Here is a 15,075-nt window from a genome sequence, read left to right as displayed (position 1 = left end):
GTTTTCTCAATAGGATTGTACTCAGGTGAGTAGGGAGGAAGTGGTAAAAGTTTATGCCCAAATTCTTCACATAAGAGCTCTAGCTTACCCATTCTATGGAATCTTGCATTATCCATAATAATAACTGATGGTGTGTTTAATGTTGGTAAGAGAAACTTCTGAAACCAAGCTTCAAAAAAGTCGCTCGTCATCGTCTCTTCGTAAGTCATTGGAGCGATTAACTCACCATTTGTTAGCCCTGCAACCAAAGAAATCCTCTGATATCTTCTTCCAGATACTTTACCTCTTATTATCTGACCTTTTAAAGAGCGACCATATTCTCGATAAAAATAAGTATCGAATCCTGTTTCATCAATATAAACAGGTGCTAGGTGCTTTAAACTATTAAAATTCTTAAGAAATAAAGCTACTTTTTCTGGGTCTTGTTCATAGTAGGTGTGGTTCTTTTTTTTCGAGTGTACCCCATAGCTTTGAGAGCATAGTGGATAGTAGTTGGATGACAATCAAATTCAGCAGCTATTTCAGTCAAATAAGCGTCTGGATTGTCAGTAAGATAGTTTTTAAGTCTATCTCTATCAACCTTTCTTGGTTTTGTTCCTTTTACTTGATGGTTTAGCTCTCCTGTTTTCTCTTTTAGCTTTAACCAGCCATAAATGGTATTACGTGAGATTTGGAAAACGTGTGATGCTTCTGTTATACTACCTGTTCGCTCACAATAAGAGAGAACTTTTTTACGAAAATCTATTGAATATGCCATAAGAAGATTATACCACATTGTGTACTATTTTTGGTTCATTTTACTATATCTAACCATACTTCTAATAATTCTTTAACCTTCCATTCAAAAGTGATTACTATCTTTCTTAGCTTGAACATAAAAATATCCTATTCACTGTATTTAAAGCATGTTGATATCTCGTAAAATACTAATTTATAAATACAAGAACAAATATCTTGTCATGCAAGCATTCACCAGGTATATTTACATGAATATCGTTCATATAGCGGATTGAAATCAAAACAATACAATATATTTCTTAAATAGATTTTCTATAAAAGCTAGATTCAAGCTCTATAAAAATAGACGCAGTTCTTCTAAAATACTGGAATAGGACATATAGATCATTGTAGACACGTGTTTTATAGATTATTTCAAAAGAATGACTAGAACATGAAAAATAGTCTCAAAACTTTGAACAATATTCTGAAAACAAAAAAGAAAGACGCGAGTTTCCACAACCTCATTCGTGGAAACTCGCGTCTTTCAAAAAATAGGGTGAATTGAAAACTAGAACAAGACACTACATTTTCTAAATGATGCCTAATAAAAATTCTAAATGCTACACCAAATTGCTCACATCTCATTTCAAACCATACAGTATATTGAAACTATAAGAGTACACCTTTGCTTCTAAAATATTGCTAGAAATTAATTTGACTATCCTGATTGATTTGTCCTGTTTTTATTTCATTTTACTATAGGACTTTCAATTGAAAACAACAGTTTTACACTCAATTAGACTTTTTAGAAACAGAATCACTATTACTTGACTGTAGTTTGTCATTTTTTTGATGAAGCTAGCACTTTTTCAGAAACTGTTTTGAAAGTCTCAATGATATAGTCCACTTCTTCATCACTTAATTTAGTATGAAGAGGAAGGGTAATTTCATTTTCAAAGAAGGCATAGGCCTTAGGATAGTTCGCCATGTCAAAACCAAGATTCTTATAGGCTGTCAAGAGCGGAAGCGGTTTGTAGTGGACGTTACTTGCAATTCCTGCTTTGGCCAATTCTTGGATGATAAGATTGCGTTCTTCTAAGTTTGCTCCTTCTACATGGGTAATGTAGAGGTGACGTGAAGATTCGACAGTTTCAGTCTTGTGTGCCAATGGATGGATGCGAGAACCTGCAAAGCCACGATCATAGCGGTCCACAATGTCCTTACGACGTTGCAACAAACCAGAGTAACGGTCCAATTGCACCAAACCAAGCGATGCCATGATATCGGTCATGTTGCACTTGTAGGCTGGTGTCACGATATCGTATTCCCATGAGCCCAGTTGCATCTTGGCAAGAGCATCCTTAGTTTGACCATGAAGAGAAAGGATTTGGAATTCCTTGTACATTTCTTCGTCGTCAATCGCTGGATTGGCTTTCCAAGTCGCACTCCCACCTTCGGCCGTTGTAAAGTTCTTAACGGCGTGGAATGAGAAGGAAGTAAAGTCAGCAATAGAACCAGCTGGCTGTCCTTTATAAGTAGACCCCAAAGCATGAGCACTATCAGAAACAATCACGATACGGTTAAAGGCTTTTTGCCACTTGCTTGAAGCAGTAAAGAGGTCACGTTTCTTCTCCACTGCTTGGAACAAACGGTCATAGTCGCAAACAATCCCTGCAAGTTCTACCGGAATGATCACCTTGGTCTTTTCAGTGATGGCTTGCTCTAGCAGATCATAGTCCATCTCAAACGTATCTTCTTGGATATCAACCATGACTGGTGTTGCTCCCACGTGAGTGATGACACTACATGAAGCTGTATAGGTCATGGCTGGAACGATGACTTCATCACCAGGTCCCACTTCCAAGACGCGCAAAATCAACTCAAGAGCGGCAGTCGCAGAGTTTAGGCAGACAGTCTTAGGTGTCTGTGTGTATTGAGACAAGCGACGCTCCAATTCTTTGGTCTTAGGACCTGTTGTGATCCAACCAGAACGCAGGGTATCCGCTACTTCAGCAATTTCTGCTTCCGTAATATCGGGTGGTGAAAATGGAATATTGTAATTTGGCATTGATTTGCTCCTTTTATCTGTACTCATTTTCTCATGACTACTTTATTTTAGCACTTCAAACACGGTTTGAAACATGATTTTGATGTCTCCAAGGAAACTAAACTCTCGGAGATAGGCGAGGTTATAGCGCATCTTTTCAGGAAGGACGTGTTCGACATAGGCTTGGTCAACCGACAGACCTTTCTCCGTCATTTGACTGATGATAGTGTCCTCATCCTTGTAGTTGATGCTGGCTGGAGAGGTAATCCCTGCTGGCAAAAGCAAGGTTGCCATCATTTCAGGGCTATACTGCTCTGTGTAGCGTGGCACTTCAGGTCGTGTACCAACAAAGGACATTTCGCCTTTAAGGACATTGACCAACTGAGGCAGTTCATCCAAACGCACACGGCGGATGAAATTGCCAACCTTGGTAATTCGGCTATCGTTAGCAGAAGTCACCAGACTTCCTTTTTTGTCTGCATCTGTCACCATGGTACGGAACTTCCAAATCTTGAAAGATCGATTGTACTGGGTCACGCGCTCTTGCTTGTAAATCACTGGCCCCTTGCTATCCAACTTGATCCAAATGCTCAAGATGAGAAAGATAGGAGAGGTCAGAATCAGCAAGACTACGGCTAGAACCCAGTCCAGCCAACGCTTGAAAATCAGCGAACCCTTCCTTTTAGAGACAAGCTGGTAGTAAGACTCAACCTCGCTTGATTTCATTTCCACGGGCAAGTCTTCCCATTTCAGCATGCTGTTTCTCCTTTGTTTTTATTATACTATTTGTCAACATTTTTCATTATACCACAAAATGGAAAAGGCGGTGAAAGAAATCTGTAATTTGAAGGATTTCCTTCTTATGCTCAATGAAAATCAAAGAGCAAACTAGGAAGCTCGCCGCAAACTGCTCTATACACAGCTTTGAAGTTGCAGATAAAGCTGACATGGTTTGAAGAGATTTTCAAAGAGTATTAGGCCATGGCCCCTGCCTGCAAACTATACATCTTGTGATAGGTTCCTCCCAAGGCCAAGAGTTCCTCATGGGTTCCACTCTCGATAATGCGCCCCTTGTCCAAAACATAGATGCAGTTGGCGTCTTGGATGGTAGAAAGGCGGTGGGCAATGGCAATGGTTGTCCGCCCCTGTCTCATCTTCGCCAGAGAAGCTTGAACCAAGCTTTCTGTTTCAGAGTCAATATTGGCTGTCGCTTCATCCAAAATCAAGATTTTAGGCTGACTAGCAACTGTTCTGGCAAAGGCAAGAAGCTGACGCTGTCCAGTTGAAAAACTCAAACCACGCTCGGAAACAGGGGAATCATAACCCTGCGGAAGTTCTTGAATAAAGGAATCTGCATCCACGAAGCTAGCTGCAGTCTGGACCTGCTCATCACTGATTTCTTGGTACATGGCGATATTGGACTTGATTGTTCCATGATAGAGGAAGGGTTCCTGCAAGACCAGCCCAATATTTTTTCTCAGTTCTTCCTGACTGTAATTCCTAATATCCACATCATCCAAGAGAACTAGGCCTGACTGAAATTCATAAAAGCGCATGAGGACATTGATAATAGACGATTTTCCAGAACCTGTATGACCCACAAAGGCAATGGTTTCACCCTTATTAACGGAGAAGGAAATGTCATCCAGAATCGGATGTTTGCCATCATAAGAGAAACATACATGTTCAAAACGGATATTGCCTTCTTTGATCACGGCCTGTCCATTTTCTTGAAGAGGCTCATAGGTTCTCTCGTCAATCAAGGCAAATACACGGCCTGCAGAAACCATAGAGGTTTGAAGAGTTGAAAAGTTTTGCGTCACCTCAATCAAGGGATCAAAGAGGCGATTGATATACTGGATAAAGGCATACATGGTCCCTGCTGTTATTCCCAGATAAAGGCCACGATAGCCAAAATAAGCCATCAAGACCGCATAACCTAAGAGTTTCAGCAAACTCATGGCAGGTCTCAAAAAGAGGGCATCCAAGGCTACAGAACGGTTGGCATAGACTAAGTGTTCTTGGTTGATTTCATCAAACTCTGACTGCAGACGCTTCTCTTGATTAAAGGCCTGGATTATTCTGATTCCCTCGATATTCTCTGCCAGCTTGCTATTGATATCTGACAAGAGACTTCTGGTTTTCACAATGATTTTCACTGATTTTTTCCGATAGAGATTGACCAAAATGAAAATCAAGGGGAGAAAGAGCAAGACCAAAGCTGTCAAACGAAAATCCAACACCAACATGGTATAAAGGGTTGTCAGAAAGATGAAAACTGCTGAGATAAAGCTGGATAATATCCCCGAAAACATATCACTAATAGTCTCGGTGTCATTTGTCAAACGAGAGACGATAGATCCTGCTGGCGTCTTGTCAAAATAAGACATACCCAGCTTTTCCATATTGGCAAAGGCATCTCGACGAATATCTCTAACAATACTGTAAGACACGCGCGCAAAGAGAAGATTGCCGACATACTGGACCAGAGTTTGTAGGATATAAAGGCCATAGTAGGCCAGCAAAACGGTCACAGCGAGTTGGTTGAGATTGCTGAGATACTGGTCGATAAAGTGGGAAGCCACAAGGGGAATGACACTTTTAATGACCGTAGTCGCTAGTAGAAAACTGAGTGCCAAAAAGGTCAGGAGTCCATAGGGCTTAAGATAGGACATCAAGCGCTTCAATACAACCCATTGTTCTTTCTTATTCTGCATCTTCTTCTCCTTTCATTTCCAACTGCTGAGACTGGTAGGTTTGGGCATACCAGCCATCCATGGCTAGCAGATCTTCATGCGTACCCCGTTCGATAATTTGACCATTTTGTAGAACCAAGATCAGATCTGCATGAACAACTGCACTGAGGCGATGCGCTGTGATAATGGTTGTCTTTTCCCGACGCGTTTCCTTAAGATTGTCAATAATGGCATACTCTGTCTTAGCATCTACAGCCGACAAAGAATCATCTAAAATCAAGATATCAGGGTCTAAAATCATAGCCCTACTCATGGCCAGACGCTGCTTTTGACCACCAGAAAGACTGACTCCCTTTTCACCAATCAGCGTATCAAATCCCTGAGGCATGACTACAATGTCGTGGTAAACTTGGGCTAGCTTAGTCGCTTCCTCGACCGCTGAAAGTGGTAAATCAGGATTCCCAAAGCGAATATTGTCTAAGATAGAGGTCGCAAAGAGAAACTGGTCTTGGGGAACATAGCCCATAAGACTACGAAGGTCTGTCAGACGATAGTCCCGAATATCTTGACCATTTAGATAAATGGCACCCTTGTCCACATCGTATTCACGCAAGAGGAGCTTGATCAAAGATGTTTTCCCAGAGCCTGTCTGCCCGACCAAGCCCAATGTTTGCCCTTTTTCTAGACTAAAGTGAATATCCGTCAGTGTCTCTTCATCTTCAAAGGCAAAGCTATCAATGGCGTACTCCAATCGCCCATTTTCAATGCCCTCTAAAGGAAACTCAGAGTCTTGTACAGGTGATTCCTGAGACAACAGTTCCTCAATCCGCTGGTAGGAAACCTTCCCTCGCTGGGTAATATTAAAGAGGAAGCCGATGGCCATAAGAGGCCAAACCAGCATATCCAAATAGCTGATAAAGGTAACCAGATTTCCAACCGTAATCTGCCCTTTCTGAACCATCAAGGAACCTACCAAGAGGGTTAACACATAGGACGAACCAACAAACAAGAGAACCATAGGGTCAAAGAGACTATCGTATTTCATGGTTTGCAGGTTCTTTTGGAAGGTCAATTCATTGACTGCCTGAAAGGACTTGAGCTCATCCGCCTGATAACCGAAAGACTTGGTCACTTTGATACCTGATACGGACTCCTGTACCTTGTTATTGAGTTCAGAAAAGGCAGCTTGCGATTCGCCAAAAGCCTTGTGAGTCTTTCTGCCTAAACGACTAGTTGCATAAGCCATGAAAGGTAGGGGCAAAATGGCAACCAGAGTCATCTGCCAGGAAATGCTAAAGAGCATGGTCAGCAAAGTCACTAGAGCCGTGATAGAGGCATCAACCGCTGACATGACACCGCCACCTGCGAGACGAGTCAAGGCATTGATATCATTGGTTGCGTGCGCCATCAGGTCCCCCGTCCGATAGGTCTGATAAAAGGCTGGAGACATTTTTGTGAAATGCTCAAACAAGCGAGACCGCATAATCTGCCCCAAACGGTAGGAAGTTCCAAGGATATACATACGCCAAACATAACGCAGATAGTACATCCCAAAAGCCGCAAGAAGCAAATAAAATAAGTCAAGAAGGAGGTCCTGCTGGGTTAATTGTCCCGATGTGATAGCATCAATGACCCGCCCCATGACCATGGGGGGAATGAGATTAAGGACGGAAACCAAGACCAGGGCCACAATTCCGACTAGATAACGGCGTTTTTCTAACTTGAAAAACCACCAAAGTTTTTGAATAATGGACATAAAATCCCTTTCTGATTGCAAATAGAAACCTGAGGCCAAGACCCCAGGTTTTTCTTATTCATAGGTTACGACTGTAACGGCACCCTTGTCATACTCAGCGATAAAGATATTAGCTACATTGTCATGTCCTTGCTTGTTGAGGTTATCAAGCAACCACTCTTCGCTACGACCAATCGATTCCAAAACATCTACTTGGATCACACCGTCAGTCACAACTGGATACTTAGGATTTTCATCTCCCATTTGGACCACGATGAGTTGGCCATTTTGCTCTTGCACAGCTCGTTTAACTTGCTTCATCTGGAAAATTCCTTGGCTACGAAGTTTGAGAGCAACATCTGCCGCAGACAAACCAACTGAACGACAGGCTTCTGGGTCAATCTGCCCATTTTTGATGAGCAGAGTCGGTTTACCATCAATCAAGCGTTTGACAAAACGAACATTGTTATTGAGCCATTTGAGGGTCAAGACCAAAATCGTCCACATCATCAAAATCACTGCATACTGGAGAATACTGATAGAACTATTGTAAATCACCCCACCAATGATACCACCGAGAACATAGTTCTGAATTTGATCTGTAGCAGAGTTAGGTGCTAGATTCCCCTTTCCTGTCACATTGATAACAAAAACAAGCGAGAAAAGACCCAAGGCCAGTTTGATTAAAATTTCCATGTAGTTGAGTGTCATTTGTTTACCTCCACCAATTCAATAGCGTCTGTTTGATGCAATTCTAATTTCTCTAAAAGATACTTGTCTGGTTGGCTCCCGTTCATGGCACGATAGAAATTTGAACCTACCTTGATAAGTGCTCCATCAGTGGCAGCTGAAGTATTGACATAAACTTCTGATTTATCCACTCCCAAGTCTTTAGAAATGACCTCTATGAAATGAAGGGAAGTTTGAAATTGATTGTTAGAGGCTTGATTGGTCTGGTATTTTGAGATTGTTACCAAAAGCATGGCTACCAAAGTCAAGGCCAAAATCATGACCAATTCACGAAACTTAGTTCCCTTTTTATCACGATAAGCCTTAAAAGCAAAAAATCCTGTGATAGCTAGGAGCACAATCCCAAAGCCAATCATGATGCCATTTTGCTGACTGATTTGGCTAAGTACATAGTCATATGAGTAAAATTTCATTTATTTTCACTCCCTTTCATAAAATCATTCTTAATTATAAACGAAAGAGAGTGATTTTTCAAGCCATACGTTGGGGAAATGGACCTTTTTTTGGTATAATAAAATCTATAATCTGAATGAAAAAGGTAACTTTATGAAACTTATCTCATGGAATATTGATTCCCTCAATGCTGCCCTAACTAGTGACTCAGCTCGTGCCAAATTGTCCCAAGAAGTCCTACAAACCCTTGTGGCAGAAAATGCTGATATCATTGCTATCCAAGAAACCAAGCTTTCTGCCAAGGGCCCAACAAAAAAACACCTAGAAGTTTTAGAAGAACTCTTCCCAGGCTACGAAAACACCTGGCGTTCTTCCCAAGAGCCTGCCCGCAAAGGCTATGCTGGTACTATGTTCCTCTATAAGAAAGATCTCACACCCACTGTCACTTTCCCAGAAATCGGTGCTCCTTCTACCATGGACTTGGAAGGTCGCATCATCACCTTGGAATTTGATGAATTTTTCGTGACCCAAGTTTACACACCAAATGCTGGTGATGGACTCAAACGCTTGGAAGAACGTCAAATCTGGGACATCAAATATGCAGAGTACTTGGCTGAACTAGACAAAGAAAAACCAGTTCTTCCAACTGGTGACTACAACGTAGCCCACAATGAAATCGACCTTGCAAATCCTGCTAGCAACCGCCGTTCACCTGGATTTACCGACGAGGAGCGTGCTGGATTTACCAACCTCTTGGCAACTGGATTTACGGACACCTTCCGCCACATTCACGGCGATGTTCCAGAACGCTACACTTGGTGGGCACAGCGCAGCAAGACCTCTAAAATCAATAATACTGGCTGGAGAATTGACTACTGGCTCACAAGTAACCGCATCGCTAACAAGGTGACTAAGTCTGATATGATCGACTCGGGAGCTCGCCAAGACCATACACCTATTGTCATGGAGATTGAACTCTAAGGAGAAAACGAATGGACTATCAAGCTGTCATTCCTGAATTTGTAGTATCTGACATCGAAAAATCACGCCACTTCTACTGCAACCTGCTAGGATTCTCTGTCGAATACGAGCGTCCAGAGGAGAAATTTCTCTTCCTCTCGCTTGAAGACTGCCAACTTATGCTAGAAGAAGGCAGCGTAAAAGAATTAGCTCAGCTGACCTATCCTTTCGGGCGCGGTGTCAATATTTCCTTTGGCATTGCAGATGTTCCTCAGCTCCACCAAAAACTGCTGGAAGCTGACTATCCTATCCATCGTCCCCTGACCAAAAGAGAATTTCGAGTGGAAGATAGCTTTATTTACCCTCACGAATTTGCAGTTTTGGATCCAGATGGCTATTTTTTAAGATTTAGCGAATAGACAATAGAAAAAATCTTTCAAATCAGAAAAAGGCATATTGTCAAGTCTTGAAAAATCTTGATAATATGCCTTTTATGATGGAAAAACCTTCTAAATGTTAGCCAATAAGTTAATTTTTGCCCATTTTTATTATATTTGTTCGTTTTTCAAACAAAAACACTAACAAAATATTTGATTTCTAAAGTTATTTAGTGTAAAATAAAAACATTGGCTCAAGCCTATTTAAAATTGAATATCGTTTTACTTGTTTATGTCGTGAATTGGCACGACGTTTCTACAAGGTGCCGGAACACCTAACAATAAGTAAGTCAGAAGTAAGGTATGGTCGTTTTTGCCATGCCTATTTTGGGGACTTGCTTAGAGATTAAGTAGGTCCTTTTTCAATTTCTTACTAGAAACTCTAAACAAGCAAATGAAGCATCTTTTAGACTTTAGGAGGTCTTATGAAATTATTAGAAGAGCGCATCCTCAAGGATGGGCATATCTTGGGTGATAACATCCTCAAGGTGGATTCCTTTTTAACCCACCAAGTTGACTTTAGCCTAATGAGAGAAATTGGTAAGGTTTTTGCGGAAAAGTTTGCTTCTACTGGTATTACCAAGGTCGTAACTATTGAAGCGTCAGGTATTGCCCCAGCCGTTTTTACAGCTGAAGCCTTAAACGTTCCCATGATTTTCGCTAAAAAAGCTAAAAACATCACTATGAACGAAGGTATCTTAACTGCCGAAGTTTACTCCTTTACCAAGCAGGTAACCAGCACCGTTTCTATCGCTGGAAAATTCCTCTCACCAGAAGACAAGGTCTTGATTATCGATGATTTCCTTGCTAATGGCCAAGCTGCCAAAGGCTTGATTCAAATCATCGAACAAGCTGGTGCCACAGTCGAAGCTATCGGTATTGTGATTGAAAAATCCTTCCAAGATGGCCGTGATTTGCTTGAAAAAGCAGGCTATCCTGTTTTATCACTCGCTCGCTTGGATCGTTTTGAAAATGGTCAAGTCGTATTTAAGGAGGCAGATCTCTAATGCAAACTCAAGAAAAACACTCGCAAGCAGCCGTTCTTGGCTTGCAGCACTTACTAGCCATGTACTCAGGATCCATCCTGGTTCCCATCATGATTGCGACAGCTCTTGGCTATTCAACTGAGCAGTTGACCTACCTGATTTCCACAGATATCTTCATGTGTGGGGTGGCAACCTTCCTCCAACTCCAACTCAACAAATACTTTGGAATTGGTCTACCAGTCGTTCTCGGAGTTGCCTTCCAATCCGTCGCTCCCTTGATTATGATTGGGCAAAGCCATGGTAGTGGTGCTATGTTTGGTGCCCTTATCGCATCAGGGATTTACGTTGTTCTTGTGTCAGGCATCTTCTCAAAAGTAGCCAATCTCTTCCCATCTATCGTAACAGGATCTGTTATTACTACGATTGGTTTAACCTTGATCCCTGTCGCTATTGGAAATATGGGAAATAACGTTCCAGAGCCAACTGGTCAAAGTCTCTTGCTTGCAGCTATCACTGTTTTGATTATCCTCTTGATTAACATCTTTACCAAAGGATTTATCAAGTCTATCTCTATTTTGATTGGTTTGGTTGTTGGAACTGCCATTGCTGCTAGCATGGGGTTGGTGGACTTCTCTCCTGTTGCGGCAGCACCACTTGTCCATGTCCCAACTCCACTCTACTTTGGGATGCCAACCTTTGAAATCTCATCTATTGTCATGATGTGTATCATCGCAACGGTGTCTATGGTTGAGTCTACTGGTGTTTATCTGGCCTTGTCTGATATCACAAAAGATCCAATCAACAGCACGCGCCTTCGCAACGGTTACCGCGCAGAAGGTTTGGCCGTACTTCTCGGAGGAATCTTTAACACCTTCCCTTACACAGGATTTTCACAAAACGTTGGTTTGGTTAAATTATCAGGTATCAAGACTCGCCTGCCAATCTACTACGCAGCTGGTTTCCTGGTTCTCCTTGGACTCCTTCCTAAGTTTGGTGCCCTTGCCCAAATCATTCCGAGCCCTGTCCTCGGTGGTGCTATGCTGGTGATGTTTGGTTTTGTATCTATTCAAGGGATGCAAATCCTCGCTCGTGTTGACTTTGCTAACAATGAACATAACTTCCTTATCGCAGCTGTTTCAATCGCTGCAGGTGTCGGACTCAACAACAGTAATCTCTTTGTCAGCATGCCGACAGCCTTCCAAATGTTCTTCTCAAACGGAATCGTCGTAGCCAGCCTCCTCGCCATTGTCCTCAATGCTGTATTAAATCATAAAAAGAAATAAGAAAAAGAGGTGTGAACCTCTTTTTTAGTTATCTATATCCTTACCTGTCTGTCTTCTGACCGTTGACCTGTGACAAACATGGTAAAGGTTGACTTGCAGACATTTCTGCCTTCTTGATTGGTGATATCGACATCCACGACACAGGTTGTGCGACCTTGATGGACACATTCTCCTTTTATTGTCAATACATCGTCGAGTTTTCCTGCTTTGAGGTAGTTGATAGAAGATTGGAGTGTCACTCCATCAAGCCCCAGCGAGATAACCACCAAACCACTGATCTGGTCACAGAGAGTAAAGAGATAGCCACCATGAGCATTGCCATAGTAGTTGAGAGACGAATCCACTACTTTTGTCGTCACCACAACATGACCATCTCTCATTTGTTCAATTTCGTAATTTTCAAAGGCAGATATAGCGTCAAAATGAAAGTCTTTCATCGTTTCCTCCTGATAGTTCAAACGACACTATGATACTACTTTTTATAGGACTGTGCAAGGAGAAAGCTCCTAGCCTGGTAAAATTCCGACCTGCTCCACAAAGCGCATAAAGGCTGCCTGTCCTTGCTCTGTCTGCTTGTAGACTCCTGCGTCCTCAAGTACACGCGCAAAGATAGCACCCACAGAGTCCTTAACGATTTCAAGGGCTCTTTCTTTATCCGCTAGATCTGGATGTTGGGCTTTGAGTTGGTCTGCCCATTCCTGATGATAATCGACAACTGAGACAGCTTCTCCTACAAGATAGCTAGCGACTTGCTCCACTTCTTCTTTCAGACGTGGTGGCAAGATTGCCAAGCCCATGACCTCAATCAAGCCAATATTTTCCTTCTTGATATGTTGGACATCCTTGTGAGGATGATAGATGCCATCAGGATGTTCTGCTGAAGTCTGATTGTCTCTCAAGACCAAGTCCAACTCAAACTGGCCATCGCGTTTACGGGCAATAGGTGTGATAGTGTGATGTGGTGTCCCGTCTGTTTCTGCCAAAATCTGCACTGCAGGATCTGAATACTGGCGCCAAATCTGCAAGATCTTATCAGCTAAGTTAATCAAATCCTCTTTGGAATCCGAAGTCAAACGCAACACTGACATTGGCCACTTGACAATCCCAGCCTTAACCTGCTCAAAACCAGCAAATTGAAAGGTCTTTTGCAAAGGAGCCAATTCCATAGGAAATACATGACGGCCTCCCTGATAGTGATCATGAGTTAGAATAGAGCCCCCCACAATCGGCAGGTCGGCATTAGAGCCAGCAAAATATCCTGGAAACTGCTCTACGATAGCCAACAGACGCTCAAAGCTCTGACGGCTAATGGCCATGGGACGATGCTGACCATCTAAAAAGATACAATGCTCATTAAAGTAGGCATAAGGTGAATACTGGAAACCCCACTCCTGACCAGCCATTTCAAAACGGATAATGCGATGATTACTGCGAGCTGGGTGGTTAACCCGACCATGGTAGCCTTCATTCTCTAGACAAAGCTGACACTGGGGATAATTGCTAGCTTGCACCAACTTGGCTGCCGCAATCTCTTTGGGATCCTTTTCAGGCTTAGAGAGGTTGATGGTAATTTCAAGCTCTCCGTAATCAGATGGAACACGATAAGCAATATTTTTAGCAATGGCCTTGAGTTTGATGTAGTCATTTTTCTGACTGAGTTGGTAAAAATCCTCTATCGCTTGCTCAGGAGAGTGGGCATAGGTTTCCCAAAAGTCACGATTGACCTGACTCGGACAAGGAGTCACCAAGTCCATCAGTTCAGCACCAAGGATTTCACGCGCAGTCTGACTATCCTCAATCGTCTCTAATCGAACGGCTTCCTCAACCAGCTGGTCCTTGAGGTCAATCAATTTATCCAGATTGGTCTCAACTTCCAAAACACCATCTCCCACTCGTGCCAAAACACGATTAGTCAGGTAGATTCGATCCATTTCCTCAAACGAACTTTCAGTAATAACATGTGTTACAAATTTATCTACTAAGGTCACTATAGAGCCTCCTTTTGACTAGTCAAGGACGCGAGTGCCACCTGCAACTTCAGCGATATAGAAACTTGGAGTGTAGCCAACTACTTCTTCGTAGTGTTTGCCAACAGCTTCCTTAAAGGCCTCAACAGTATTTTTTTGCACCAAGGCAATGGCACAGCCACCAAAACCTGCCCCTGTCATACGAGCACCGAGAACTCCTTCTTGTGCCCAAGCTGTGTGAACAAGGGTATCCAATTCCAAGCCAGTTACTTCATAATCATGCTCCAGAGAAACGTGTGACGCATTCATCAAACGACCAAATGTTTTCAAATCTCCTGCTTGAAGGGCTGCTTGCGCTTTAAGGGTACGTTGGTTTTCAAGCACAGCATGGCGAGCACGTTTCAAACGATTTTCATCTTTAATCAGATAGCTGTATTGGTCAAAGGCCCACTCATCCAATTCACCCAAGGTCTGAATATCTAAAGCTGCTTGCAATTCTTCCACTGCTTTTTCACACTCAGCACGACGTTCATTGTATTTAGAGTCCGCCAATTCACGGCGTTTATTAGTGTTCATGATAACAACAACATTGTCCTTCAAATCAAGTGGCACCAAATCATACTCTAAAGTGTTAGTATCTAGGTAAATAGCACGTTGGTCTGCACCCATACCGATAGCAAATTGGTCCATGATACCAGAGTTGACGCCGATAAAGTTGTTTTCTGTTTGTTTTCCGATTTTAACCAAATCCAAACGGTCTAGTTTTAAATCAAAGAGATGCTCAGCCACGACTCCTGTCAAGAGTTCAAGGGATGCTGAAGAAGATAATCCAGCACCATTTGGGATATTCCCATAAACATAAAAATCAAAACCTTTATCAATCACGTGCCCAGCTTCTTGCAAGAAATGAAGAACTCCTTTTGGATAATTGGTCCAATTGTGCTCTTTTTCAAACTTGAGGTCAGCGAGAGGCACTTCGATGATACCCTTTTCCTCAAAGTTAGCTGAGTAGAAACGTAAGACTTGGTCATCACGCTTACGAGCTGCACCGTAAGTTCCCAAGGAAATAGCAGCAGGAAAAACGTGCCCACCGTTGTAGTC

The 15,075-nt window shown here is 42.4% G+C and carries 13 protein-coding genes, 1 pseudogene and 1 riboswitch; of the genes and pseudogenes, 4 read left to right on the top strand and 10 right to left on the bottom strand.

What is annotated here, in order from left to right; translation table 11 throughout:
- The 7 genes and pseudogenes from QZ359_RS01710 to QZ359_RS01680 form a co-directional block, all read right to left on the bottom strand.
- A pseudogene (locus QZ359_RS01710) lies at positions 1–757 on the bottom strand (IS630 family transposase); the annotation flags it as partial.
- Positions 758–1,561: 804 nt separating this feature from the next.
- Entirely contained in the window at positions 1,562–2,788 is a 1,227-nt protein-coding gene (locus QZ359_RS01705; RefSeq protein ID WP_261026791.1) for a DegT/DnrJ/EryC1/StrS aminotransferase family protein, read from the bottom strand.
- 42 nt (positions 2,789–2,830) lie between these two features.
- Positions 2,831–3,523, bottom strand: coding sequence for a sugar transferase (locus tag QZ359_RS01700; RefSeq protein ID WP_293956003.1), 693 nt, complete (start codon positions 3,521–3,523; stop codon positions 2,831–2,833).
- 218 nt (positions 3,524–3,741) lie between these two features.
- The gene (locus tag QZ359_RS01695; protein WP_293956001.1) at positions 3,742–5,484 is read right to left on the bottom strand and encodes an ABC transporter ATP-binding protein; all 1,743 of its coding nucleotides are present in this window, start codon (positions 5,482–5,484) and stop codon (positions 3,742–3,744) included.
- Positions 5,474–7,219, bottom strand: coding sequence for an ABC transporter transmembrane domain-containing protein (locus QZ359_RS01690; protein WP_293955999.1), 1,746 nt, complete (start codon positions 7,217–7,219; stop codon positions 5,474–5,476). Before QZ359_RS01690 ends, QZ359_RS01695 begins: the two co-directional genes overlap by 11 nt.
- A 54-nt stretch (positions 7,220–7,273) precedes the next feature.
- The gene (locus QZ359_RS01685) at positions 7,274–7,909 is read right to left on the bottom strand and encodes a DUF421 domain-containing protein (RefSeq protein WP_000174447.1); all 636 of its coding nucleotides are present in this window, start codon (positions 7,907–7,909) and stop codon (positions 7,274–7,276) included.
- Complete coding sequence (locus QZ359_RS01680; RefSeq protein ID WP_000675328.1) at positions 7,906–8,361, bottom strand: DUF3290 family protein; 456 nt, start codon at positions 8,359–8,361, stop codon at positions 7,906–7,908. The genes QZ359_RS01685 and QZ359_RS01680 overlap by 4 nt, the downstream gene beginning before the upstream one ends.
- A gap of 133 nt (positions 8,362–8,494) precedes the next feature.
- Here QZ359_RS01680 and QZ359_RS01675 point away from each other — a divergent pair, with 133 nt between their 5' ends.
- The 4 genes from QZ359_RS01675 (at position 8,495) to QZ359_RS01660 (ending at position 12,007) form a co-directional block, all read left to right on the top strand.
- On the top strand, positions 8,495–9,322 hold the full coding sequence (locus QZ359_RS01675) for an exodeoxyribonuclease III (RefSeq protein WP_293955993.1): 828 nt from the start codon (positions 8,495–8,497) through the stop codon (positions 9,320–9,322).
- 11 nt (positions 9,323–9,333) lie between these two features.
- The gene (locus tag QZ359_RS01670) at positions 9,334–9,720 is read left to right on the top strand and encodes a VOC family protein (RefSeq protein WP_064275746.1); all 387 of its coding nucleotides are present in this window, start codon (positions 9,334–9,336) and stop codon (positions 9,718–9,720) included.
- 224 nt (positions 9,721–9,944) lie between these two features.
- Positions 9,945–10,040: riboswitch (purine riboswitch) on the top strand.
- Positions 10,041–10,163: 123 nt separating this feature from the next.
- Positions 10,164–10,745, top strand: coding sequence for a xanthine phosphoribosyltransferase (locus tag QZ359_RS01665; protein WP_261090448.1), 582 nt, complete (start codon positions 10,164–10,166; stop codon positions 10,743–10,745).
- The gene (locus QZ359_RS01660) at positions 10,745–12,007 is read left to right on the top strand and encodes a nucleobase:cation symporter-2 family protein (protein WP_261090446.1); all 1,263 of its coding nucleotides are present in this window, start codon (positions 10,745–10,747) and stop codon (positions 12,005–12,007) included. Before QZ359_RS01665 ends, QZ359_RS01660 begins: the two co-directional genes overlap by 1 nt.
- Positions 12,008–12,039: 32 nt before the next feature.
- On the opposite strand, the gene QZ359_RS01655 is transcribed toward QZ359_RS01660, so the two are convergent.
- From QZ359_RS01655 to QZ359_RS01645, 3 genes are all read right to left on the bottom strand, one after another.
- Positions 12,040–12,444, bottom strand: coding sequence for a PaaI family thioesterase (locus QZ359_RS01655; RefSeq protein WP_261090445.1), 405 nt, complete (start codon positions 12,442–12,444; stop codon positions 12,040–12,042).
- 69 nt (positions 12,445–12,513) lie between these two features.
- Entirely contained in the window at positions 12,514–13,995 is a 1,482-nt protein-coding gene (locus tag QZ359_RS01650; RefSeq protein WP_261090444.1) for a UDP-glucose--hexose-1-phosphate uridylyltransferase, read from the bottom strand.
- Between the two features lie 18 nt (positions 13,996–14,013).
- On the bottom strand, positions 14,014–15,075 hold a 1,062-nt coding region (locus QZ359_RS01645; protein WP_293955988.1), incomplete at its 5' end, for a galactokinase.

This window comes from Streptococcus sp. (assembly GCF_019414905.1).
Taxonomy (GTDB): Bacteria; Bacillota; Bacilli; order Lactobacillales; family Streptococcaceae; genus Streptococcus.
This window is presented reverse-complemented; position numbering and strand designations above follow the sequence as displayed.